General features: G+C 62.1%; 19 protein-coding genes and 1 tRNA gene. 15 read left to right on the forward strand and 5 right to left on the reverse strand.

Annotation, left to right across the window (positions count from 1 at the left end):
• Window positions 1-493, reverse strand: a 493-nt coding sequence (locus tag RDN59_RS06695; RefSeq protein ID WP_308607168.1) for a DEAD/DEAH box helicase, incomplete at its 3' end; no start/stop codon positions are given.
• Window positions 494-596: 103 nt separating this feature from the next.
• On the opposite strand from RDN59_RS06695, the gene RDN59_RS06700 reads away from it, so the two are divergent.
• Genes RDN59_RS06700 through RDN59_RS06735 form a run of 8 tightly spaced genes read left to right on the forward strand, consistent with a single transcriptional unit; the run spans window position 597 to window position 12,892 of the window.
• On the forward strand, window positions 597-818 hold the full coding sequence (locus RDN59_RS06700; RefSeq protein WP_046647465.1) for a DUF3107 domain-containing protein: 222 nt from the start codon (window positions 597-599) through the stop codon (window positions 816-818).
• A 32-nt stretch (window positions 819-850) separates the two neighbouring features.
• Window positions 851-1,792 carry a DUF3152 domain-containing protein gene (locus tag RDN59_RS06705; protein ID WP_308607169.1) on the forward strand — a complete coding sequence of 314 codons (942 nt, stop codon included), beginning with the start codon at window positions 851-853 and terminating at the stop codon, window positions 1,790-1,792.
• A 29-nt stretch (window positions 1,793-1,821) separates the two neighbouring features.
• Window positions 1,822-2,595: a hypothetical protein gene (locus RDN59_RS06710; protein ID WP_308607170.1), complete on the forward strand. Its 774-nt coding sequence runs from the start codon at window positions 1,822-1,824 to the stop codon at window positions 2,593-2,595.
• 3 nt (window positions 2,596-2,598) lie between these two features.
• A complete protein-coding gene (locus RDN59_RS06715) occupies window positions 2,599-5,775 on the forward strand; it encodes an ATP-dependent DNA helicase (protein WP_308607171.1) in 3,177 nt (1,058 codons plus the stop codon).
• On the forward strand, window positions 5,768-8,980 hold the full coding sequence (locus tag RDN59_RS06720) for a UvrD-helicase domain-containing protein (RefSeq protein ID WP_308607172.1): 3,213 nt from the start codon (window positions 5,768-5,770) through the stop codon (window positions 8,978-8,980). The genes RDN59_RS06715 and RDN59_RS06720 overlap by 8 nt, the downstream gene beginning before the upstream one ends.
• Window positions 8,981-9,022: 42 nt before the next feature.
• Complete coding sequence (locus RDN59_RS06725; protein ID WP_374044594.1) at window positions 9,023-10,135, forward strand: TrkA family potassium uptake protein; 1,113 nt, start codon at window positions 9,023-9,025, stop codon at window positions 10,133-10,135.
• Window positions 10,135-10,869: an NAD(+) diphosphatase gene (locus RDN59_RS06730; RefSeq protein ID WP_308607173.1), complete on the forward strand. Its 735-nt coding sequence runs from the start codon at window positions 10,135-10,137 to the stop codon at window positions 10,867-10,869. Before RDN59_RS06725 ends, RDN59_RS06730 begins: the two co-directional genes overlap by 1 nt.
• A complete protein-coding gene (locus tag RDN59_RS06735; protein ID WP_210397729.1) occupies window positions 10,841-12,892 on the forward strand; it encodes an ATP-dependent DNA helicase UvrD2 in 2,052 nt (683 codons plus the stop codon). Before RDN59_RS06730 ends, RDN59_RS06735 begins: the two co-directional genes overlap by 29 nt.
• Here the strand turns inward: RDN59_RS06735 and RDN59_RS06740 are convergent.
• Window positions 12,889-13,719, reverse strand: a complete 831-nt coding sequence (locus RDN59_RS06740; RefSeq protein WP_308607174.1) for a hypothetical protein — start codon at window positions 13,717-13,719, stop codon at window positions 12,889-12,891. The genes RDN59_RS06735 and RDN59_RS06740 overlap by 4 nt on opposite strands.
• A gap of 72 nt (window positions 13,720-13,791) precedes the next feature.
• Here RDN59_RS06740 and RDN59_RS06745 point away from each other — a divergent pair, with 72 nt between their 5' ends.
• Window positions 13,792-14,289 carry a SprT-like domain-containing protein gene (locus RDN59_RS06745; RefSeq protein WP_308607175.1) on the forward strand — a complete coding sequence of 166 codons (498 nt, stop codon included), beginning with the start codon at window positions 13,792-13,794 and terminating at the stop codon, window positions 14,287-14,289.
• Here the strand turns inward: RDN59_RS06745 and RDN59_RS06750 are convergent.
• The gene (locus tag RDN59_RS06750) at window positions 14,286-15,713 is read right to left on the reverse strand and encodes a zinc-dependent metalloprotease (RefSeq protein ID WP_308607176.1); all 1,428 of its coding nucleotides are present in this window, start codon (window positions 15,711-15,713) and stop codon (window positions 14,286-14,288) included. The genes RDN59_RS06745 and RDN59_RS06750 overlap by 4 nt on opposite strands.
• 93 nt (window positions 15,714-15,806) lie before the next feature.
• Between RDN59_RS06750 and RDN59_RS06755 the strand changes: the two genes are divergently transcribed.
• Window positions 15,807-16,883 carry a PDZ domain-containing protein gene (locus RDN59_RS06755; protein ID WP_308607177.1) on the forward strand — a complete coding sequence of 359 codons (1,077 nt, stop codon included), beginning with the start codon at window positions 15,807-15,809 and terminating at the stop codon, window positions 16,881-16,883.
• A 3-nt stretch (window positions 16,884-16,886) separates the two neighbouring features.
• Here the strand turns inward: RDN59_RS06755 and RDN59_RS06760 are convergent, their stop codons facing one another.
• Both RDN59_RS06760 and RDN59_RS06765 read right to left on the reverse strand, forming a co-directional pair.
• Window positions 16,887-17,567, reverse strand: a complete 681-nt coding sequence (locus RDN59_RS06760; protein WP_049156211.1) for a hypothetical protein — start codon at window positions 17,565-17,567, stop codon at window positions 16,887-16,889.
• A gap of 77 nt (window positions 17,568-17,644) precedes the next feature.
• Window positions 17,645-18,235, reverse strand: coding sequence for a PPA1309 family protein (locus RDN59_RS06765; protein ID WP_308607178.1), 591 nt, complete (start codon window positions 18,233-18,235; stop codon window positions 17,645-17,647).
• Between the two features lie 123 nt (window positions 18,236-18,358).
• Here RDN59_RS06765 and RDN59_RS06770 point away from each other — a divergent pair, with 123 nt between their 5' ends.
• From RDN59_RS06770 to RDN59_RS06785, 5 genes are all read left to right on the forward strand, one after another.
• A complete protein-coding gene (locus RDN59_RS06770; protein WP_308607182.1) occupies window positions 18,359-21,340 on the forward strand; it encodes a UPF0182 family protein in 2,982 nt (993 codons plus the stop codon).
• 167 nt (window positions 21,341-21,507) lie between these two features.
• Window positions 21,508-21,584, forward strand: a tRNA-Met gene (locus RDN59_RS06775).
• Between the two features lie 179 nt (window positions 21,585-21,763).
• Complete coding sequence (locus RDN59_RS12300) at window positions 21,764-22,198, forward strand: lactococcin 972 family bacteriocin (RefSeq protein ID WP_074432572.1); 435 nt, start codon at window positions 21,764-21,766, stop codon at window positions 22,196-22,198.
• A gap of 18 nt (window positions 22,199-22,216) precedes the next feature.
• Window positions 22,217-22,792, forward strand: a complete 576-nt coding sequence (locus RDN59_RS06780) for a hypothetical protein (protein ID WP_308607179.1) — start codon at window positions 22,217-22,219, stop codon at window positions 22,790-22,792.
• Entirely contained in the window at window positions 22,776-23,051 is a 276-nt protein-coding gene (locus RDN59_RS06785) for a hypothetical protein (RefSeq protein ID WP_308607180.1), read from the forward strand. Before RDN59_RS06780 ends, RDN59_RS06785 begins: the two co-directional genes overlap by 17 nt.
• Window positions 23,052-23,254: the final 203 nt, after the last annotated feature.

Genomic DNA, 23,254 nt, shown 5'->3' on the forward strand with positions numbered 1-23,254 from the left:
TGCTGACTTGATCGAGGGATAGTTGCTCATTCTGGAGGAAAACGAGGAGGCGGCCCGGGGGGCCCAGGGCGCCGTCCGCGCCTGCCGTGATCTGCTTGATTTGTTCCTCATAGGGGCGACCGCCGCACAAGGTGATGACGCTGAGCGGCAGATTCGCGGCAGCGACCTGCAAGTCCCCGCTGACCTGGATGGCGAGCTCGCGCGTTGGCGCAATGACCAGCGCGCGGGGGGTTCCGTCGAGCTCCGGAATATCGGCATCATCGAAGACGCGATCGAGAAGCGGTACACCGAAGCCGTAGGTCTTTCCCATGCCGGTGCGGGCTTGACCAATGAGGTCCTGGCCATTGAGAGCGATGGGGAGCGTGAGCTCCTGGATGGCGAAGGTGTGCGTAATCCCGTTGTCAGCGAGGGCATCGCAGATCTCTACAGCGACGCCGAGCTCGGCAAAGGTAGGGGATTCGCGGGAATCGCGGGAAGATTTCGGGGCAAGCACACCTTGATAGTAGAGGACGTGGCTATAGTGGGGCCATTAGAGCGCCGGGGGCGCAGGCCTCACGGCACCGATTAATGACAACGATCTAAGGGAGACACACCACATGGACATCAAGTTTGGTTTTGCCGATACCGCCCGCGAACTGGTTATTCACGCCGAAGGCGAGCGTGAGGAACTGACCCAGACCATTAACAACGCCTTGGCGGAGAACTCCACCCTCGAATTGAAAGACACCAAGGGCCGCTCCTACATTGTGCGCACCGAGCGAGTCGTCTACGTAGAAATCGGCACCGCACGCGCCCACACCGTCGGTTTCGCGGGCTAAGTACGCGCGCGCCGTCTCAGCGGGTAGCCTAAATGGCCATGGAGAATCCCGCGGATCTTGGACAGCACCCACAGCGCCTTTCAGCGGTGGAGCGTTTCGCTCGCGAGTATGGCTGGTGGCGCGTGGTGGCGATCCCCGTCATGGTCGTCATCACCGTGTGGGTGCTCGTTGACGTTTTCCGCTCCCCAGCCCAGGAGGCAGAAGTGACGGCGGCAGGGGAGACGTCGACAAGCAGCGCCACCGCAACCCCGTCCCTGCCCAAGGGGCCCGATCCTGCCAACGCCAGTGCGATCGCTGCCGCCAAGGATGGCTTGCCCGCCGGCGGTGCCTTCACGGAGCAAGGTGATGAAACCTACCGCGATGCTGGCCCTTCCACCATGCACGCGGGCAAGGGCGGAAAACAGACCATCCGTTTCTCTGTGGAGATCGAAAACGGCGTGGACACCTCCGCCTACGGTGGGGACGCTGCGGTGGTCGCTCTAGTCGACGCCACCTTGTCCGACCCCCGCGGGTGGACCGCCAACGGAGACTTCGAATTCATCCACGTCAAGGCCGAGGACAACCCGGATACGCACATCCGTCTGACCTCACTGGGGACCACGGCGAAGCTGTGTGGTGCGCAGCTGGAATCGGAAACCTCGTGTCACACGACGATTACCGGTGAATCCGCGGTCAACCTCAACGAGTCTCGCTGGGTGCGGGGCGCTGCACCGTTTGAGGGGGATTTGGGCAACTACCGCCAGTACCTGATTAACCATGAGTTCGGTCATGCCATTGGTTACGCGGCCCACCAGCCCTGTGGTGGCGAGGGTAAGCTCGCGCCCGTCATGATGCAGCAGACGCTGAGCCTCAACAACGGGAAGCTCTTTGAGAAGGAACCAAATGAGGTGTATCCGGACGAGGACGTCACCTGCGAGCCGAACCCGTGGCCCTACCCGAATCCGGCTAATTCTGATCACGCCAAGCCCGAGTAAGCCGCTCGAAATTTAAGGACTATTTCCCCATGCCACTGCCACCTGAGCCCGTTCTTGCCGCCTTCAACGCCGAGTTCCACCCGCGCCGCACGCAGGGAGAGCTCGTGGGGCCTGCCTGGGATAACGGGATTCGCGTCGGGGATATCGTCTTTGCCGAGGCGCGGCCGTGGACTGGTTGGTCCGCCAAGGTACGCGAGAAACTCAGCGTGCCTGGAGCGCGTATCGCCCGCCCGGTTCTGACCGCCGATGGGCGCTACACAGCCGCTGGGTGGAAGGCCACGCAATTCGTGGAGGGCCAGCTGCGAGGCCGCATCGATGAAACCGTGCAGTTGGCGCTGCGCCTTGATGACGCCCTCGATGTGGCCCCGCTGCCCACCATGGACCGACTCGAGGACGTATTTGCGCGGGCGGAGCGGGCCGCGTGGGAGGAGAGCGGCGAGGCTTATTCTGATGCTGAGTTTGCGCACCTCCCGTTGGTCACCGCTCACATGGATCTTCTGGGAACCACCATTTTTTCCGGCGCCAATCCGCCGGCGCTGATTGATGTCGTGCCTTCTGCCGCTCCGCGTCCGGCGGGCTGGACTGCAGCGATAGTCATGGTGGATGGTCTGATTGCGGGGGCGGTGGATGGTGATATTTGCACCCGCTTTGCAGCGGTGCCCGGAATGCAGCAGCTCTTGCTGCGTGCGGTGGCGTATCGCCGTTACGTCAATATCCTGCACCCGCGCTCCAAGGCGACCGTGCGTTCGAACATTGAAAGGGTGGAAGAGGCCCTCGTGTCCGCGGCATCTGACAGACTGTAGGGCGTGAAGTACAGCAGCGAATCCCCCACACGTTCCGGCGTCACGCTTCCTCCCTCGCCGGATGTCCGCCTTGTTCCCCGGAACCGCCGGGCCACGTCTCGCACATGGGATGTACCGGTGCCCTCGGAGGGCACGTGGCGGGTGCTTGGTGCGGCGGGGTCCGGAGTATCGAGCCTGCTGATCGACGTGGTCTTGGGCCAGCTCAACGCTGGGGCCGACGCCTCCGGCATCCTCGTCGTCGCCCCGTCCAAGGAATCCGGTTCGCTGCTGCGCCGGGAATTAGCAGAAAACCTCGATGATTATGCGGCGCAAACATCGATGGTGCGCTCGGTGCACTCGTTGGCCTTTGCATTGCTGCGCCAGAGCAGCGAGGAAGAGCTGCGCCTGATTACCGGCGCAGAGCAGGATGCGGTCATCCGCGAGCTGCTCCAAGGCCATGCTGCGGATGGCAGGGGCGCGTGGCCGGAGGAGATGCGGCCGGCCCTGGAGTACGTGGGTTTTGCGCGCCAATTGCGTGACTTGTTGTTGCGCGCCATCGAACGGGGGCTCGGCCCGTTAGACCTGGAAGAGCTGGGGGAGCGCTACGGCCGGCCCATGTGGGCGGCTGCCGGCGAGTTCCTGCGCGAATATGAGCGCACTCAGGCGCTGGCGGGCTCGCATTCCTATTCTGCTGCGGAGCTGGTCAGTCAGGTGCTTTTGCGCCCAGAGCTGTTGCGCGAGCACCCGTGGCACACCATCGTGGTTGATGACGCCCAGCTGCTGGATCCGACCTCCGGCCAGCTGATCGCGGAGTTGGCGAAGACCGCCCGTCTCACCGTGATTGGTGGTGACCCCGACCAAGCAGTCTTTGCCTTCCGCGGTGCTAATTCGGAATTCCTCACCACGTGGGAGGCGGAGAACGAGCTGCGCTTAGACTCGACGCACCGCACTCCTTCCCCGGCCTGCGTGAGCGTCGTGGAGTCGCGCGGTACCTTGCGCGATGTCCTGGCAAATACGGTTCGCCGCCGGCACCTCGAGGACGGCGTGGACTGGCGAGATATCGCTGTCATTGTGCGCTCTACCGGGGATATCGGCCCTGCCCGGCGCACGCTGCTGTCTGCTGGCGTGCCGGTGCACATCAACCCCACGGACGTGGTGCTCGCTGAGCAGCGCTTGGTCAAGGCGGTGCTTCTGGCTCTGCGTTCCTTGGAGAATGAGCTTGAGCCCGTGGAGCTCGAGGACTTGATTACTGGTCCGGTCGGCGGTGCGGACCCAGTCACGCTGCGGAGGCTCATTCGCGGTCTGCGCCGCTGGAAGCCTGAGCAGCGCGGTATGGATTCGCTGCGAGAGCTGCTGGACGGTGAGTTGCCGGACTTCAACAACCTCCTGACTGAGCGCGAAGAAGCGATCCTGACCCGCATTCGCGGGGTGCTATCCGCCGGGCGCGCGGCCCTGCACGCAGGCGCCGCCGTTGAGGAGGTCCTCTGGGAGGTGTGGCAGGCCACCGGTCTGGACACGCGCCTGCAGGCGGCAGCCCTGCGCGGCGGTGCCGCGGGTTCGCAGGCAGACCGAGACCTGGATGCCATGATGGCGCTGTTCGATGCCGCCGGTGACTATGCCGAGCGCCGCCCGGCGGCCTCCCTAGAGTCCTTCATCCTGCACATCACGGAGCAAGAATTGCCCACCGGCGTGCGGGATCGTCGCTCGGCCTTGCCCAATGCGGTAGAGATCCTCACCGCGCACGGCGCGGTGGGCCGCGAGTGGGACACCGTCATCGTGGCGGGCGTTCAGGAAGGAACGTGGCCCTCGGTAGGGGAGACCGGCTCTCTTTTCGGACAAGAAGACCTCATCGATCTGCTGGATCGCGGCATCACACCCGGCACCCCAGTCAGCCACGTGTCGGGGCGCTTGGCGGAGGAGCGTCGGCTCTTCCACGTGGCCACAACGCGTCACCGAAGCCGCCTGCTCGTCCTCGCGGTGGATTCGCCGGAGAGCGATGTCGCTGAGGAGCCGTCGCGCTTCATCGATGAGTTCCTGTCCACCCGCGGCGTCGATGTTCCGGGAGCACAAGCGCGCCGGGAAGCGGGTAAGCGGCTGGTGCGCCAGGCCTGGCCACGCGAGCTAGGCCTTGAGGTGCCGGAACCGAATCCAATGACGTTGCCCAGCGCGGCTCGTGGGGACGAAGAACTCGATCCCCTCGACGTGTCGGTGCTGTCGGTGGCTGCCTTCGTGGCGCAGCTGCGGCGTTGCGCCACCGATCCGGAGACGAGTGAGGCCGAGCGCTCCCAAGCGGTGCGGCAGTTGGCTCGTCTGGCGGAGGCTGGGGTCCCGGGGGCCCACCCGGATCAGTGGTGGGCGGCCCGCGGCGTGGCCTCGGAACTGCCGCTGCATGGTTCCAGCACCGTGTCGCCGTCCCGGGTGGATGCTCTGCTGACCTGCCCGCTCAACGCGGTGCTCGGGCAGCTCGTCGAGGATGACTCAGCGGATATCAACCTCCTGCGGGGAAACTTGGCGCATGCTTTCCTGGAGGCGCTGGGCCGGGGAGCTGCCGCAGAGCCCGCGAAGCAGCTCGTGGTTGATGCCTTTGCCGCGCTGCTTGATGGCCCCGCGTGGCGCCGCGAGGCTGAGCGCGCGGACTTTGAGCGCCTTATCGACCGCACGCACGGCTGGGTGCTCTCGAGCTCGACGTCACTCGAACCCGTTGGCGTTGAGGTTCCCGTCACCGTGGACATCGGCCCCGATGTCACCATTCGTGGGTTCATCGACCGGCTGGCGAAGGCCGGTGAGGACTATGTGGTGGTGGATCTCAAGACCGGAACAACGGTTCCCTCGAAGGCCAACGCCCAGGACAATACTCAGCTCATGACGTACCAGCTGGCCCTGGCACACGGTGAACTCGTCACGACACCAGCAGAATCTGACGGCGAGCCACAGTCTGTATCCATCCGGACCGGTGCCGGCCTGCCGCGGGGTGGCGGAGTGCTGGTATACCCGCGATCCAGCGCTGCTTCCGTGTCCACCCGGGAACAAGCCACCAAACCCCCAGAAGAGCTCGAGGAGTTTGCGCAGGCGCTACCTGCACTCGTTGCTGAGTTGCGTGGTCCGGGGCTGACCGCGCGTGAAAACGCCGATTGTGATCGGTGCCCGATCCGCCCTATCTGCCCCATCATGAATGAAGGAGGTCTGGTGACCGATGCCTAAGAACCCCGCCCACCACTTCAGCCCTGAGGAGCTGGCCAGCGCGCTGGGTAAGCCTTTTCCTCCCACCGCAGAGCAAGCCGCAGTCATCGATGGTCCACTCGGGCCGAAGCTGGTCGTGGCCGGCGCGGGCGCCGGTAAGACGGAGACGATGGCCTCGCGCGTGGTGTCGCTGGTCGCAAACGGGTTGGTGCGGCCCGAGCAAGTCCTAGGCCTGACCTTTACCCGCAAGGCAGCCCAGCAGCTGGAACAGCGCATCCGCCGCCAGTTGCTGACTCTACGCTCCTCCGGAATCCTTGCTCCGGGCAGCCCAGCGGCAGAGGCAGTGGAGAATATCGCACCTAACGTCTCCACCTATGACTCCTACGCGGGTGATCTTGTCCGCGAGTATGGCTTGCTCATGCCGGTGGAGCCGAATGCCCGCATTATCACTGAGGCGGAGCGCTATGCCATCGCCCACGAGGTCGTCAGCAATTACACGGGCTCGCTGAGCACTGATAATGCCGTGGCCACGGTCACCGCCACCTTGCTCAAACTGGCGGAGACCATGGACGGGGAGCTCAAGGATCCCCACGATCTGTATGAGCACGAGGACATCTTCCGCAAGACCGCTGAGGACCTAGAGAAGAGCAAGAGGACCAGCGGTGAGTACAGCCAAAAGCTGCAAGGATACCTGGATACCCAACGCCTGCGCCTGGAGTACCTGCCCTTGGTGGAAGCTCTGAAGAAGGAACAGGCGGAGCGCGGCGTCATCACCTTCGGTGAGCAGATGTCCATCGCTGCCACCCTGGCCAAGAACTTCCCCCTCCTCGGCGAGCAACAAAGCGCGCGGTATCGCGTGGTCATGCTGGATGAGTACCAGGACACCTCCCACGCGCAGCGCATCCTGCTGCGTTCCCTCTTTGGCGGTAAACGCGAGGGGCTCTCGGTCACCGCGGTCGGTGACCCCATGCAGTCCATCTATGGCTGGCGCGGGGCGACGGCGGAAAACCTCGAGGCCTTCGTCACGGACTTCCCGCAGGCTGACGGCGCCCCGGCGCCTAAAGACCAGCTGACCACCTCCTGGCGCAACCCCTCGACGGTGCTGGGGATGGCCAATGACGTGGCCTCGAAGCTCTTCTCCGAAAGCCCGGGTGAGCGGCCGGTGGATGAACTATCGCCGAAGCCCACCGCGCCGGCAGGCACGGTGGAGCTGGGCTATTTCGCCTCCGAAGATGAGGAACGAGGCTTCATCGCAGAGCACCTGCGTCAGCTCTATGAATCCACGCCGGAGGGTGAGGATTACAGCGCCGCAGTGCTCGTGCGCACCAATAAGCAGTCACCGTTGATCGCCGCGGCCCTGGACAAGGTCGGCGTGCCCAACGAAATCTTTGGTCTCGGCGGGCTGCTCTGGCAGCCGGAGATCCAAGACCTCGTAGCAGTGGCCACTCTGTTGGTGCGTCCGCAGGACACCGCGGCGGCGCTGCGCGTGTTGACCGGGCCGATGTGCGGCCTAGGTATCGCCGACATCCAGGCGCTGCATTCGCGCCAGCGCAACCTTGCCGGTGCCGCGGAGGGACGCACGCGCTGGGAAGGCGGTGATCCCCTGGCACACCTGGCTACCCAAATCGAGGACATCACCGCAGAGGGTCCTGACCAGGTGCTGGGGCTTGCCGACGCCCTCGCAGACCTCGGCGAACGCGAGCGCTACAGCGCCGAAGGCCTAGAGCGCATGGAAGAGGTTTCCTCTAAGCTGCGCTACCTCCGAACCTATTCTCTGGGAAAGTCGCTCAACGACATTGTCGCCGATATTGAGCTGCTCTTTGGTCTGCGTACCGAGGTCTTGGCCTCCGGGAAGCCGGGCGGGGCAACACACCTCGACGCCTTCGCCGACGTCGTCGCTGGTTTCCACGGGGAGGGCCTGGCCGGGCTTCTAGACTATCTTGAGCTGGCTAAGGAGAAGGAAGATGGCCTTGAGATGGGAGAGGTCCCGCTCGTGCGCAACCGTGTTCAGATCATGACGGTGCACAAGGCCAAAGGTTTGGAATGGGAGCACGTCTGCGTGGCACACGCGGATTCCGCAAGCTATAAGGCGCAGGCGGAGACTTTCCTGACCAAAATTGAAAAAGCCCCGGGTGATGAGGACGTCATCGATGTTCCCGAGGACGCGGTGACACGCTCCGACTTCGACAAGGCGTGTGAGGCTTTCAAGGAACAAAACCGCGAGTTCCAAGCAGAGGAAGCAGCCCGCCTGTTCTACGTGGCAATGACCCGCACCGAGTCCACCCTGACGGTGACTGGTTCCGGAACCAATAAGGCGAAGGGCAAGAGCAAGAAGGGCCCGTATTCCTACCTGCAACTGCTGGCGGAAAAGCACCCAGAGCTCGTCGTCCACTGGGAGGTCCCCGAGAACCCCGTGGAAGACGAAGAGCGCTCTGTTACGGAGGCCTCCTTCCCTGCGCTAACCCCGCAACCGGAAGCGCTCACTGCCGCAGACGCGGTACGCGCGGCAATGGAGAACCTGCCACCGCTGCGCGATGGCGAGGTCTTCGGTCTCTGGGAACAGGAGGCGAGTGCGCTCATCGAGGAGCACACAGCCCTCCAGGCCCCGGTGGTCGATGTGGAGCTGCCTGGCGAGTTGACGGCTTCCGACATGGTGGCGATGACAGCGGATCCCACTCAGTTTGCCCGCCGCCAGCGCCGCCCCATTCCCTTCAAACCCAACTCCTATGCCAAGCGCGGCACCGCCTTCCACGCCTGGCTGGAGGATCGTTTTGGGGCGCCCGCCTTGCTGGGGGAGGACGAGCTTCCCGGCTCCCACGATGAGCCGGACCACGACCTGGAATCACTCAAAGAGTCTTTCCTAGCCTCGGAGTGGGCGCAGCGCACGCCTGCCTATGTGGAAGCGCCTTTTGAGATCACCATTGGGGACTCGGTAGTCCGCGGCCGCATGGACGCGGTTTTCCAGCAGCCGGATGGTTCCTGGCTCATCGTGGACTGGAAGACTGGCCGCCGCCCGCAGGGCGCTGCACTGAACTCGGCGCAGATTCAGCTCGCTGTTTATGCGGAGGCCTGGCGGCGTATCCACGGTGTGGAAACCGTCCGCGCGGCATTCTTCTACGTGCATGAGAACTTCCTTCTGGAGCCGGAGGACTTGCCCACCGGCGCACGGTTGGCTGAGCTTTTAAGCTCTGCAGTTTCCATGCCGCCGGGGTTGAGTCTAAGGTAGTCTCACGAGGAAATCCGCATCATCGAGGGAGGTTGGCGCTTCGTGCCCAAGCGCTTAGGCAAACGCATTACGGCGCGTTTCTTGTCGCAGGTTGAGCTGACCTCACAGCCTGACCACGCGCTGCTTGACGTCATCACAATTCCGCGTACGGCGAGCACCAGCCCGTGGATGCAACTGGCACGCCGAGTTGTCTGGGCGATGGGGTTGTTGGTTTTCGTTACCGTCGTGGTCTTTTTCGACGGCGATGGGTACAGCGAAGATCTGTCCTTCCTCGATGCTGCCTACTATTCGGCGGTGTCGCTGACCACTGTGGGCTACGGCGATATTGTCCCTGTGACCCCGACCGCGCGCTTCATTAACCTTATTATCGTTACCCCGGCCCGCCTGCTCTTCCTTGTCTTGTTGGTCGGTGCTACCTTGTCGGTTCTGACGGATCGAGCCCGTCGCACGTTTGAAATCCAGAATTGGAGAAAGCAATTGCGTAACCACACCGTCGTCATCGGCTATGGCACCAAGGGCGCCGGTGCGGTCGCCGCGCTGATCGCGGATGACGTCCCCGCCTCCCAAATCGTTGTTGTTGATAACAACCGTGCGGCCCTGGCCAGCGCCGAGCACCACGGCCTCGTCACCATCTATGGCTCCGGAACCAAGCAGGACGTGCTGCGCATCGCCGGCGCGCAGCATGCTTCCTCCGTGGTGGTGACTCCGTCCACGGACGATACCGCGGTGCTGTGCACGTTGTCCGTGCGCGAGCTTAATCCCAAGGCTAAGGTTGTCGCGTCTGTGCGTGAATCTGAAAACCGCCACCTTCTCCTTCAATCCGGTGCTGATTCGGTGGTGACCTCGGCGGAGACGGCCGGCCGCCTCCTAGGCCTTGCTACCGTAACGCCAACCGTGGTGGAGATGATGGAGGATCTCCTCTCACCGAACGAGGGCTTCTCCGTTGCCGAGCGCGCGGTGCGCGAATTTGAGGTGGGCTCCAATCCGCGCCACCTCGCCGACATTGTCCTGGCCGTTTTGCGCAACAATGAGCTGCACCGCGTCGACACGGCAGATGCTTATGCTCTCAAGCCCGGTGACCGCTTGCTCTACATCAAGCACGAGATGCAGCAGGCCGCGGAAGATTCCGATGAAGACGAGGACGAAGGCAACTAATGTTCCTTCCTGTCACCGAGACCGGCCGCGTCCCGGTTACGCCGCAGGGCCAGCCGGTCTTTCTGGCTGAGCCAACGGGGGACATCGTGGTCACGGCCGGGGCCATCCATGCTTTCCTGCTGGGCACCGAGGCCGCCGAGCGGCTCGGCGCGCTGCGTGATGCCACCTTCTTTCACGGTCAGCGCGACATCCTCAAAGCTCTGCACCTGATCCGCAACCGTCGGGAAGCGCGCTTTGATCCGCGCAGCGGCCGCGAGCTGTCTTATCCTGCGCCCGGGGCGGTGGGGCACGACGGCGAGCGCCTCGTCTTCCCGCGCCTTGATCCCGCCGTCATCGGCATTATCCGTCACGCAGAGTCGGACCAGATCCTGTTGGCTCGTAACCGCCACCGTCCGGACTTCTTCTCCTTGATTGCCGGATATGTGGACCCCGGTGAGACCCTCGAAGAAGCGATGATCCGGGAGGCGCTGGAAGAGACCGGTCGCCGCGTTGAGTCAGTCAAGTACTGGGGTTCACAGCCTTGGCCACCCAGTGGCTCCTTGATGGTGGGCTTTTCCGCGGTCACGGAGGATGTCCAGCCCGTGTGCGATACTGACGAGGAGCTCGCTGAGGTGCGGTGGGTGTCCCGCGCCGAGCTTCCAACAATGACCATTGCCCGCCAGGGCTCAATTGCACACACGATGATTATGGAGTGGTTCCACGGTGATGAGACCGGATCTGTCCCTGCTCGATGAAGACCAACGGGCCGCCGCCACGGCGCCGCGCGGCCCAGTCTGCATCCTGGCCGGTGCCGGAACGGGCAAAACTCGCACGATCACCTATCGCATCGCCCACATGGTGGATCAGGGCTTCGTCAACCCGCAACGCGTGCTGGCCGTCACTTTTACCTCCCGTGCCGCGAGTGAAATGCGCGAGCGGCTCAACCAGATGGGTGTCGGGGGAGTGCAGGCCCAAACCTTTCACGCCGCGGCGCGCCGCCAGCTGAAGTACTTCTGGCCGCAGGTCGCCGGGGATCTACCGTGGCAGCTCATTGATAATAAGTTCAGCCTGGTTGCTCGTGCGGTGCGTTCGCTCGGCCTGGACAATAACAAGGACACCATCCGTGACTTCCTGGGGGAAATCGAATGGGCCAAGTCCTCGTTGATTAGCCCCGAGGGATATCCCGGCGTCATCGAGTCCACGGACCGAGAAGCCCCGGGGGACCCAGCTAAGGTAGCAGAGGTCTTCCGCCGCTACGAGGACATGAAGGCCACCCCGGATCTCATGTACCTTGATTTTGATGATTTGCTCATGCACATCGCGGGTGCCATAGAGAACGTACCTGCGGTGGCGGAGGTCTTCCGTGAGCAGTACCGCACCTTTGTCGTCGATGAGTACCAAGACGTGACGCCGCTGCAACAGCGCGTGCTGGAGGCCTGGCTGGGGGAGCGCGATGACCTGACGGTCGTGGGCGATGCTAACCAGACCATTTACTCCTTCAACGGGGCTTCCCCGGAGTACCTGCTGAATTTCTCCCGTACCTATCCGCAGGCCACTGTGGTAAAGCTGCAGCGAGACTACCGCTCCACCCCGCAGGTGACGGATTTGGCTAACGAGGTCATCTCGAAGGCCACGGGCCGCGCGGCGGGGACCCGCCTGGAGCTGCAAGGTATGCGCGAGCCTGGGCCCGAGCCCACGTTTAAGGCCTATGAGTCTGAGGAGATCGAGGCCAAGGAGGTCGCAGGCCAGGTCCTGACGCTGCTCAACCAAGGCGTGAAGGCCTCTGAAATCGCTATCCTTTACCGCATCAACGCGCAATCGGAGCAGTTTGAGCAGGCGCTTGCCGACGCCGGAGTGGTCTACCAAGTCCGCGGCGGCGAAGGCTTCTTCCGCCGCCCAGAAATTCTGGAGGCCATCCGCGTGCTCATCGCTGCCACTCGCCGTGATGATCTGCCGAATGACCCGGTGGCCGTAGCGCGTGCGGCCTTCGTGGAGCTGGGGCTGTCCGCCACGGAACCGCAAGGCGCGCAGGCCCGCGAGCGCTGGCAGTCGCTCACGGCGTTGGTGGATCTCATCGCGCAGATCGTGGAGGACCACGAAGGCATCGACCTTCCCGGCGTACTCGGTGAGCTGCACCGCCGTTCCGAAAACAAGCACAACCCCACGATGGAGGGCGTGACCCTAGCGACCATCCACGCTGCCAAGGGCTTGGAGTGGGATGCGGTGTTCCTCGTTGGCCTCACCGAAAAACTGCTGCCCATCAACCACGCCATCAAGGCCGGCGATGAACACGTGGAGGAAGAACGCCGGTTGTTCTATGTCGGCATTACCCGTGCGCGCGAGCACCTGGCTTTGTCGTGGGCGTTGGCAAAGACCACCGGCTCGCGGGCCTCGCGCGAGCGCACTCGTTTTTTGGATGGCGTGGTGCCGGGAATCGAGGAAAGCCAGACATCGAACCGTCGCTATCGTCCGCGCCGCTGCCGCGTGTGCTCGGGCCAGCTCAGCAGTCCCGCCGAAAAGGTTCTGGGCCGCCACGAGTGGTGCGAGTATGAAGGCGATGAGGATGTCTTCAATGCGCTGCGCGCCTGGCGCGCGTCCGTGGCTAAGGACTCCCAGGTTCCTGCCTATGTCGTGTTTTCCGATGCCACCCTGCAAGCCATCTCGGAGGCTCTTCCCGCCAGCGAGGCGGAGTTGCTCGACATCTCCGGGGTAGGCCCCTCCAAGTTGGAGCGCTACGGCGCGGAGGTGCTGCAGATCATCGCCTCTACCCGGGGTTAGGCACCGGCGCAGAACGTACAGCGCGGGTGCTCCATCAGCAGCCGGTGTTGCTCGATCCCGTAGGGGTCTATCTCCTTAAGCTCCCCGGCTAACGGCTTGCCGCCGGGAGCCCCGGGCGGGGCGGGCCTTCCCAAAAGGCGGCGGATGGTGACCACAGCATGCATCACTATTGCGGTGCGCACGATTGGATCCCCCGGCGGTTCTACCGCGGCGGCGCGGCGCGCCACCTCGTGCCACTGCTCGTCCGCATCGATGCGGTGCAGATGCGCGCACAGTGGGCAAGGCCCCGCGCCGGACACCCGGACCGGACCGATGATGCCGCGGGCATCCAACATCGATACCGGCAGCCACGTCGCCGAGGATTTGTGCAGGGCTTGTGCCCATTCCGTGGCGCCGTCCAACATGTCGACGGCCACGATCGGCAGGTGCCCGGCCACGTTCGTGATGTACTCGGAGGGTGTTTCGCTGTGGAGAGGGGAGCGGGGCTGGAAGGAATCGTTAAGGAGGACATCGCGCAGCTCATTGGCGAGGGCCGACGTACCCAGCACGGCCACGCGCTGGGGCTGGGGCGCTGGCCATAGAACGCGGTAACTGATCAGATCATCAACCAGGCTGCGGGCAGCGGACGGGCTTGTGCCCGTATTCTCGATGGATTTTTCAATGGTTTGCCGGGTCAGCGGGGTGCGCAACCGGTTGAGCAGGCGTGCCAGTTGCGGGTGGGCCTCGAACACGCCAACGCGCGTGGCATCCATGCCACACTGGAGCATTCCGGGTTCGCGCTCCAGGATCGTGGTTTCCGGCGCCAGCATGTACGTCTGTGCAGACATGGTTTCCTCCCCGTTGATGACCCACCCCAGCTGTGCTTAGCCATCATTGCACCACAGGTAGAATGCCCTGTCATGTCGAGCAACCCCCAGGTCCGTGTCATCCGCTCCGCCCGGCGCCGCCGCACCGTTCAGGCCCGCGTTGTTGATGGCGTTCTCGAGGTGCGCATTCCCGCCTGGATGTCGGCAGCAGAAGAGCAGAAAGCGGTGGATGAGATCGTGGCGAAGGTGCGTAAGAAGCACACCTCGTCGCAGCGTTCCGATGCCTCTCTCGCTGCCCGCGCACGCACCTTGAACACTCGCTATTTGGAAGACCGCGCCACGGTGGGATCCATTCGGTGGGTCAGCAACCAAAAATCCCGCTGGGGAAGTTGCACTACCTCAACGGGAGATATTCGGATTTCTGACCGGCTGCAGGACGTCCCCGACTATGTGCTCGATGCGGTCATCATCCACGAGCTGACGCACACCTTCATTCCGGGCCATGGCTCGGACTTCTGGGAGTGGGCTGACCGCGCACCTAAAGCAGAGCGCGCGAAGGGGTACCTCGAGGCCTACCAGCGTTTCCGCTAGTTCTCTTCTTCCGGCCTGTCCTCTTTGTCCTCGCCTCCGTCGGCGTCTGTGTCCTCACCAGCGCTATCGCTGGTGTTATCGCTGGCATCGTCCCCGGCATCCTGCTGGCGGAGCATCTCCTCCAACTTGGAGAACTCTGCTTCGAAGCCCTCATCGGGAGTGTCATCGAGCAAACCGTCGATGAAGGACGCCGGGTTCTCCAGGTGTTCGGCCGTGGGTAGAAGATCCGGGTGGTCCCAGGCGGAATCGCGCTTATCGACGCCCACCGCGACGGTGGCGCGGCGCCACAGCTCAGCGGCGGCCTCCACCTTCGGAGCGTTCAGCTCGATGCCGACGACCTGGGAGAAGGCCTTTTCTGCGGAGCCACCGGTGGAGCGGCGATGAGCCCACGCCTCATTCATTGCCTTCGTAGACGGGATGCGCTCACCCAGGGCCTCCGTCACCACGTGCTCGACCCAGCCCTCGACGAGTGCCAGGAGAGTTTCTAGGCGGGAAGCCGCTCCCGCGTTGCGGGAGGTGATGCGCGGGGACAGGTCCATGCCCTGCAGCTTGTTCATCGCATCCTGGATGGCCTGCGGGTCACCGGATTCCAGGTTGAGCTCGCGGGTAGCTTCCTCGATATGGGAAGTGTCGATGACCAAGCCCATGGCGTATTCCTCAACGGAGGAGACGAGGCGCTCGACCAACCACGGCACGTGCTTGAACAGGCGCTGGCGGGCGGCTTCACGGGCGCCGATGTAGACGAGTACTTCCTGGCCCGGAACGTTGAGATCGCGCGCGATGGCCTGGATATTGTGCGGCAAGAGCGCGGTGGTGCCGGCGGGGGAGACAGGCAAGCCGAAGTCAGAACCGGTCAGCGCCTGCGCAGCCAGGTCACCGAGGGCGTGGCCGAGCTTCATGCCGAAGTTCATGCCAGACATCGAGTTCATCATCGAGGTCATCGGGCCCATCATCTCGCGGGCCTCCTCCGGCAGGGATTCCAACTGCGCGGAATTCATGTGTTCGGCTACCGGGGTGACCATGCGCTGCCACATCGGCAGCGTCTCATCCAGCCACTGCGCGGAATTCCATGCGGTCACGGTGCCGGACGCGGTGGGCAGAATCGTGGCATCATCCAGCCACAGTTCTGCCAGCCGCACGGCTTCTTGCACAGCGGTGCGGTCTTGCTCGCTGACCTCTTTATCGCGGGAGATCTGCTGGTGCGCGATGCGCTTGGCCAAGTCATAGTTGACCGGGCCAGCACCCTCCGGGGAGTTCATGGAGGAACCCATGCCGGACAGCATCTGGCCGAACTGATTCAACAGGTCTCCTAGGCCACCGTTGCCCGCGCTGAAGCCGAAGGCGCCGAACGGGTTCTGGTCGCGACGATCGTTATCATCGTCATCGTCGTTATTGGGGAAGGAAAAACCGAATCCGTTGCTCATGGGCCCTAATCTACTAGGTTTCCTAGCGCGGATTCTAGGACCACGGCAACGCTGAGAGCGAACAAGCATCACGAGGCTGTAGGCTGATCCTCCGTGAAAACTCCGCAGAACCCCCGAACCCGCCGCCTGTCCACCCTGACGTGGGGAGCCATTCCGGTGGTGTTGACGGGAGCCCTGCTCAGCGTCGACCACATCCCCGGCACCGACATCACCCTGTCGGTGCCGTACGCCGCCGAAGGACCAGGTCCTACCGTGGACACCTTGGGTGAAGTGGAAGGGGAGCCGGTGGTCAACGTCGAGGCCCCGGAAACGTTTCAGCCGCAGGGGCATCTCAACATGACGACGGTCTCCGTGCGTACGAACATGACGCTGGCTCAAGCTTTGGGGCGGTGGCTGTTGACGGATGACACCATCGTCCCCATCGAGAACGTTATCCCGCAGGGCAAGACAGATAAGGAGGTCCAGGAGGCCAATCAGCAGGCCTTTACCCAGTCCGAGTCAGCGGCCACGGTCGCCGCCATGGACTATCTGGACAAGCCCGTGCGGATTGAGGTCGCACAAGTCCTCGACGACGGCCCCGCAGCAGGCGCGCTTGACGACGCCGACATCATCACCACCGTCAACGGTGACAAGGTCACGGAGCCTGGCCAAGTGCAAGAGAAGATTCGTGCTCTTCAGCCTGGCGATGAGGTGGATCTAGGCATCGTTCGCAAGGGCGAGGAAAAAACAGTCCGCGTGACCCTCGGCTCCCACCCAGAGCAGGGGGACGTGGCCTTGCTGGGCATCCTCATGACCTCAGTTCCCACCGAGGACATCACCGTGGATTACAACCTGCAGGACATTGGTGGGCCCTCGGCCGGCATGATGTTTACCTTGGCGGTGATTGACAAGCTTTCCAGTGAGGACCTCACCGGCGGGCGCTTCGTTGCCGGCACCGGCACCATCGGTGAGGACGGCGAGGTCGGCCCCATCGGTGGCATTGTGCATAAGGTAAGCGCAGCGCAGGAGGCAGGCGCCGAGCTTTTCCTCGCCCCAGCCGATAATTGCGCGGAGGCGGTTAGCCGCGAAACGGGCGACATGGTGGTGGCCAAGGTCCACACGCTGGATGATGCCATCGAGGCTATGCACAACTTCGCCGAGGGAAGCCCCGTCGAGACCTGTAAGCGCTAGCCCTTAGACCAGGCCCAGCTCCTTGAGGCGCTCCTCCGGATCGTCCTGGTCCGTGGAGATCATCTGCTGCATGATGAGGCCCTCATCGTTATCAACCACGGTGAGGATGGCCGTGTTGCCCAGCATGGACCAGCCCACGACGCGGCTTCCGCTGTCCTCGATGACACGAGAGCTGCGCAGCTCGGTGAGCACCTGGGTGGTCTGGGAAGCCTTGGTCTTCGACTTGAAGAACTGGAACTGGCCCACCTCCGAGCCGGAGCAGTTGAAGGAATCCGTCACGCCGTTGGGATCGCAGCGGTCGAATTGAGCGAAGATCTCCTCTGGGACGAGGCCGCCAAAGATCTCATAAGCCTGCTCCACAGAGTCGGTGAACTTGCCGCTGGGCTCAGCGGACTCGCTGGCGTCCTTGTCTTTGTCCTTCCGAGCAGCGGAGCTTCCTGCTGTCGAGGATTCATCTTCTGCTTCCGAGCTGTCTGCAGACTCGGACGCAGCGGGAGTGGTCGTCTCGGATTCCTCGGCGGAGGTGGCCGGGGCCGGCGCGCTGGTCTTCTCCGCGGCGGTGGTTGCTTCGCTCGCAGGTGCCGGCTCAGGGGAGGGCACATCGTCCTTCCCACATGCGGTGAGCAGGCAGCCGGTGGCAAGCACGGCCGAAGCTGCGGCGGTGAAGCGGGATGTCAAGCGCACGAGAGACTCCTCTATCAATTGCGTGCCCAGCCCGGAGAGCTGAGCACTAATGGCCACTGCATTCTGAGTTTAGTCGATTAGAGTATCTCTTCCGGATCCTGCTCCAACCCGTAGCGTAGGGCAGCGATGACCCCCGGTGCCACATTCGGACCACCGCGCAGCTGAATATCATCTTCCGCGAAGGGGCCGGCCTCAGCGAGTTCCTCCTCGGTCGGACGCAATTGCAGCAGGGTGAGCTCGGCGCCGTTCTCGTCGAGCTCCTTGGCATCGACTGTGGAGCTACCGTCCATGGCGGTAGCCCGCAGGACTCCGGAGAAGAGGCGGGCGGGGCGGGCGTCGCCAAGCGCGGCGTCCGAGGTGTCCTTAAACATGATCTCCTGGGCCAGGATGACGCCGGCGATCTCCTGTGGCCAGGCCAGGCGGGAGACGTAGTCCGCGAGGTGCTCGGAACCCGGTTCGATGCCTTCCGGCAGCTCCTGCACCACGAGGGTGAGGGGAGAGGAATCATCGACGTCGCCAAGCTGGGCGGCCACCAGCTCAGTGGGGACGAGAGCAAAGAGGGTAGGAGGTGCATCCCAACCCTCGGCGTGGATGAAGTCCACGGCTTCGCGCATGGCCTTGTTGAGCGCGCGGTGTACAGCGGGCTGGGAGGAAGGTTGGGAACTCATAAGCGTCCTTGTTCGTTGACGGTCATAGTGCTTCTCTAGACTAGAAGCTTGATACCTCTATATTCGCACGACACTTGATTGGAGCTGGAGTTGGCTTCCGGACTCAACCGACCCACCGCCCCGATGAAACGTCCGCCCAAATTTCTCTCGTGGGTTGTCGCCATCATCGCGGTCCTCTTGTTCATTGGCCCCATGTTGGTGGGCTTCTATACGGATTGGAAGTGGTTCGGCGCGATTGAGTACCGCGGGGTCTTCACCAAGACTCTGGTGACGCGTATTGTGCTCTTCTTCCTCTTCGGCCTCGTAGCAGCGGCTATTACGTACGTTGCGGGCCTGATTGTGTGGCGGGGGCGCGGGGACTCGATGGACATGGCGGATTTCAATTCCCCCGTCTATCAGTACCGTAAGTCCATTGAGAGCACGATGAGTGTCTTCCTCAAGGTCATCCCGGTGCTCGTTGGCGTCGTTTCCGGCCTGTTGGAGCAAGCCAACTGGCGGACCGTCATGCTCTTCCTCAATTCCCACGATTTTGGGGTGACGGATCCGCAGTTCAACCACGACCTCGGCTTCTACGCCTTCAGCCTGCCGGTGTGGACGATGTTGGTCAGCGCCTTCTCCATGCTGCTGGCAGTGTGCTTCCTCATTGCTTTGGTGGGGCATTACATCCTTGGCGGCATTCGTTTGGGCAACCGCGCTGCGGGTGTGCGTGGTTCGCTATCGAAGTCGGCGCGTACTCAACTTGCCGTGACCGCCGGAATCTGGATGCTGCTGCAGGTGGCTGGTTACTGGTTGGGCCGCTACCAGCTGCTCTACACCGAGCACTCGCTGTTTACGGGTGGTTCCTACACCGACATCAACGCCTACCTGCCGGCCAAGATCATCCTCATGATCATCGGCGTTTTCGTGGCCGTGGCAATCTTTTCTGCGGTGGTCATTAAGGACCTGCGTATCCCCGGCCTGGCCGTGGTGCTCATGGTTTTGTCCTCATTGGTCATCGGCCAGGGCTGGCCGCTCATCATGGAGCGCTTCTCCGTTAACCCGAACCGTCAGGCCAAAGAGGCGGAGTCCATCTCCCGCAACATCGAGTCCACCCGCTTTGCCTACGGCCTCACCGATGACAAGGTGACCTACGAGGAGAACTGGGGCGCGGAGGACGTCGCCGATGACAAGGTTGCTTCCGATGACTCCACTATTTCCAACCTGCGCCTGCTGGACCCGGATATTTTGGCGCCGACGTTTACTCAGATGCAGCAGCTGAAGAACTTCTATGGTTTCCCAGAGACCCTGGCGATGGACCGCTATGAAATCGACGGCGAACTGCGTGACTTCGTGGTTGCGGCCCGTGAGCTGGATCCGAACGAGCTGCAGGAAAACCAGCAGAACTGGATTAACCGCCACACCGTGTACACCCACGGCAACGGCTTCATCGCCGCGCAGGCCAACACGGTCGATGAGGTGGCGCGTGACGCCGGTTCCGCCCGTGGTGGTTTCCCCATCTTTACGGTGGCTGACCTGCAGACCCAGGCAGGCGAGGACGCTGAAGGTGAGGGCGAGACCCAGAGTGCTGAGGAATCTCTCGGCATCAAGGTGGACCAGCCGCGCATTTACTACGGCCCAGTGATCGCCAGCGCCCAAGACGGCATGGATTACGCCATCGTGGGCCAGACCGGCGATGCCGCCGTGGAGTACGACACCGATACCTCCACCTACACCTACGACGGCAAGGGCGGCGTCGATATCGGCAACATCGTCGACCGCACCGCGTTTGCCCTGAAGTACCAGGAACTGAACTTCCTGCTTTCGGACCGCGTGGGCTCGGAATCCAAGCTGCTCTATGACCGCGATCCGCGCGAGCGCGTAGAGAAGGTCGCCCCGTGGCTCACCACGGATTCCTCCACCTACCCGGCCGTCATCGATGGTCGCATCAAGTGGATCGTGGATGGCTACACCACCCTGGATTCCCTGCCGTACTCGCAGCGCACCTCCCTGACGGAGACCACCCAGGACACGCAGAACCCGACGGGTACGACGCAGCGTTTGGTCAACGATCGGGTGGGCTACATCCGTAACTCGGTCAAGGCGACTGTCGACGCCTACGATGGCACCGTCGATCTCTACGAGTTCGACACCGAAGACCCCGTGCTCAAGGCGTGGGAGGGCGTGTTCCCGGGCGTCGTCAAGCCCGAGTCGGAGATTTCCGACGAGCTGCGTCAGCACATGCGTTACCCGGAGGACATGTTTAAGGTACAGCGCAACCTGCTGGCCAAGTACCACGTGGACGACCCGGGCGTCTTCTTCAACAACGACGCCTTCTGGTCAGTGCCGGAAGACCCGACCGCGGGCGAGGCTCAGGGCCTGAACCAGCCGCCGTACTACGTGCTGGCTTCCGACCCGGAGACCAATAAGCCGAGCTTCCAGCTCATCACCTCCTATCGTGGTTTGAACCGTCAGTTCCTGTCCGCCCACATGGCGGTGTCTTCCGATCCGGATACCTACGGTGACATCACCGTGCGCGTGCTGCCGACGAACACCCAGACCCAGGGCCCGAAGCAGGCACAGGATGCCATGATGTCTTCCGACCAGGTGGCGCGTGACCGCACCCTGTGGGAAGGCTCGAATGACCTGAAGAACGGTAACCTGCTGGCCCTGCCGGTGGGTGGGGGAGAGATCCTCTACTTGGAGCCGATCTACTCGCAGCGTAAGGGCCAGGAGTCTGCGTTCCCGAAGCTGCTGCGCGTGCTCGTTTCCTACAAGGGCCGCGTGGGCTATGCGCCGACAATTGGTGAGGCCCTAGAGCAGGTTGGCATCGACCCGAAGGCGGCCCAGGACATCACAGAGATTGAGGGTGACTCCGGCAAGGAGACGGAGAAGGACGGGCAACCTGCCGATGGAGACAAGAAGGGCGCAGAGGACTCTAAGGAATCCGAGGCTTCCGCACCGGCCTCCGCTCCGAAGGCATCGAGTGAAGGCGAGGCTATCGACGCCATCAACAAGGCTCTCGATGGCGTGGACAAGGCCAAGAACGGCTCCTTCGAGGAGTACGGCAAGGCCCTGGACGAGCTGGATAAGGCAGTGGAGGACTACCGCTCCCTGCAGTCTCAGTAAGTCTGGATAGGTGCCGGTGCAAGAGCCCGGCGCCTTACCTATGAAATGGCGCCTGCCCAGGGGATTTGGGTAGGCGCCAAGGTGTCTGTATAGTTACATCCGTCGCCGGCACACGGGGATACAACCACAGTGTGCTGAAGCGCTTGATGTATGGAAGTGCATCTCGACGCGGGGTGGAGCAGCTCGGTAGCTCGCTGGGCTCATAACCCAGAGGTCGTCGGTTCGAATCCGGCCCCCGCTACCAACTTCCGAGACCCACCAGTCCCTTCGGCTGGTGGGTCTTCTCGTTTTGCCGTCCTCGGCCATCGCAGGTTAAGTCATTTGATGATAGATCTAAAGTGTCACTCAGTTACTTGATTGACAGCTGTTCGAATGGCCTACTAGGCCTTGCCCCCAGTTCCGCTCAAATACAAGGAGACTCGCATGAAACGCACGCTCAAGGGAGTGCTTGCATCCATCGTGGTTGCTGGACTAGTCCTTGCAACTCCCCAAGCTATTGCCCAAGAAAATCAGTCCGAACCATCCATCCCTTATAGTTTCGAACGAATTTTAACATGGGATGAAGAGGGGAACCCCACTTCGGGGGTTGTGACTTTTGATGTGGACACCACAATCATAAAACCTCGGGCCACGGAGAATGTCGGCGGTGGCACCTGGACCTATGGGAGCCGCTACACATCTGACGGTTCCAAGATTTGCACGTCTAAATACATACACAGGACAAAGACCCACACCGCCACGGCCACTATGGGTACCAAAACTAGCTCCAGGACCGCTAAGCCCGGGAGCTGGGCTTCCGCTAGTGTGACAGGCGGGAGCTCCGCGGGAATCTGCAACGCGTACTGGTCCACCCAATAGGTCCTTTCGTTAGGTCTCATGAACAAATTCATTCTCCCGACAGTCTGCCTAGCCATCGCCGTGGGTTATGCATTTTCCCATGCAACATCAACAGCTATGCTCGAAGGGCAGGCGAACGGGCTACTTTTCTCACGCAATCTAGTGGGGCAAATCATGGGGTCGGCGTCTTTATGGATAAGCTGCGCATTTCTGGCAGGAAAATCCATATCGGGCAGAACACTACTCTCATCGTTTGTCGGAGTACTTACACTCCTTTTTATGTTGGCAGTCCACTATGCGACGGGCGCGCTTCTCGGATTTTTTTCATCTAGTATTTTTTCTGATAACCAGATTTGGTTCCTCGCTTCATTGCCTGCAGGAATGATATTTGGCTTATTAGGCTCTTTATCGAACAGAATCCCTTTGCTTAGCTTAATTCTCGCATTGTGTTTCTTAGCTGAACCTTTCGTAGTTGGATATATACCCGGGTTGAAATCTCTTCCCTGGACAACTGTTCTCGCCGGCCAGATTGCCGGAATTTTCTTGATATGTGTTGGTATTCTTATTGTTTATATAGGCTGCAAGGAAGCCGTTAAGCATGGTAGAAATGGGTAACATACTTCTATACGGGGTTAGCTCCGAGCAATCTTGGGACGTAGCGGAACAACTGGCGGCAACCTTTTCTGTAATAGTTACAGATGATGAAATTCAGTACGATTTCCCAAGGGATATTACAGTCGTGCAAGAGGATGAAGATTTACCTGAATTATCCCCTCTAAGAGAGGTTTATCGTGTTTTCGACGTCAGCGATGAACCAGGATCGGTAGCGCGAAAGATCTGTATCGATGAATACTTTGAAAACTTCAGCATCTGACTAGTCAGGCACCCTCTGCTGTCCCCTCCGGTGGGAGCATTGTTTTTGCAGCTCTCAATTCCTATGGACCACCAAATACCAAGGAAGCTGAAAGGTCTTTCAGGGTACTTGAGAACCTTGACAAGTCGGATGTGAGCAAGCACTTTTTGGGAACACATAAGGCGATGCAGGCGCCTGGAATAGAGATCTGCTCCCCTGAGGAA

This window comes from uncultured Corynebacterium sp., assembly GCF_902489365.1.
Classification (GTDB): domain Bacteria; phylum Actinomycetota; class Actinomycetes; order Mycobacteriales; family Mycobacteriaceae; genus Corynebacterium.